Origin of the sequence: Stutzerimonas stutzeri KOS6 (assembly GCF_000307775.2) — a bacterium.
Lineage (GTDB): Bacteria > Pseudomonadota > Gammaproteobacteria > Pseudomonadales > Pseudomonadaceae > Stutzerimonas > Stutzerimonas stutzeri_B.
The window spans coordinates 2,360,713-2,361,855 of record NZ_KK020676.1 but is presented as its reverse complement, the minus strand read 5'-3'; the positions used below and the strand labels follow the sequence as shown (position 1 = coordinate 2,361,855).

The 1,143-nt window shown below is 59.9% G+C and carries 2 protein-coding genes; both read left to right on the top strand.

Going from position 1 to position 1,143, the window contains the following annotated elements:
• On the top strand, nt 1–909 hold a 909-nt coding region (locus B597_RS46100; protein ID WP_192939408.1), incomplete at its 5' end, for a hypothetical protein.
• A partial coding sequence (locus B597_RS47400; RefSeq protein WP_226924979.1) for a hypothetical protein occupies nt 909–1,143 on the top strand: 235 nt, incomplete at its 3' end. The genes B597_RS46100 and B597_RS47400, both read left to right, overlap by 1 nt.

Here is a 1,143-nt window from a genome sequence, read left to right as displayed (position 1 = left end):
GGCGGCGGCGGTGGACTCACGCTATTCGAAGAATCCCGAAACACTGCATCGCCAAACGCAGCTGTTCCGGTCCACACGCTGACCGCAAGCGGGGCTGAGACAAACATTGATGCTGTCATTTCCCCGAAAGGGACTGGCGCATTTAGTTTGCAAGTGGCAGATGGCACGGCTGTTGGTGGGGATAAGCGCGGCGTCCAGGCCATCGACTTGCAGACTGGCCGAACCAATGCAACCCACGTCGCCTCTGGAGCGCAGGCGGTCACCATTGGGTATTCCTGTCTGGCCAGCGGAAGCCGAGCTGTCGCATTGGGGGGGTTCTCGTCTGCATACGGCATCGGGACATTTGCGGCTGCCAACGGCACGGCCACTGGCTCCCAGTCAATCTCGTTTGGTGTCGGCGCCTATACGCTCGGTGCTAAATCGGCGGCGTTGTCTCCCGACTCACAGGCTAGGCTGCATGGCGCAGTTGCGCTTTGCGGCGCTAACTGGTCGTCATCTTCAGCCCGCAGCCAGATAGTTTTGCTGCGCGTGTTTGCACTGACCACTGACGCGGCAACGCAGAAGGTGGCAATTAGCGACCAGGGCAGCCCCAGTAGCAGTAATCAGCTGACCTTCGAAAACAACAGTTCAAATTCCGTGAGGGTGCGTGCAATGGCCGTGAATACGGCCCTTGGCGGAGGCTGCAAAACGTGGGAAGGGCGTGTCGTTGTGCAGCGCGGCGCAAATGCCGCGTCCACATCCCTGGTCATGTCCTCGGTAACCAGCGACTACTCCGAGGCATCTATGGCTACGTGCGATCTCGCCCTGTCTGTATCCGAGCATGGGGGGCTGGCCGCTACCGTCACCGGAATCGACGGCATGACGATCCGCTGGTCAGTATTTTTCGAGAACCTGGAGATGCGACCTTGATGTGGATTAATCCCGAAACACTCGCCGTACAGAGCGAACCCGCCGAGGGCTATTCGCTCGTGCTCGACACTCCGCAGCCCCCGACTGGCCGTCTGGAAAAAGCAGTCCCCGGCACGCCCGAGCAAATCGACGGAATATGGTACGAAACATGGGTCATCGAGCCGCTGACTCCAGCTGAGGTTGCGCAGGTCGAAGAGGCTGAGCGCATCAATGCAAATCACGAAGCTGCCGCCG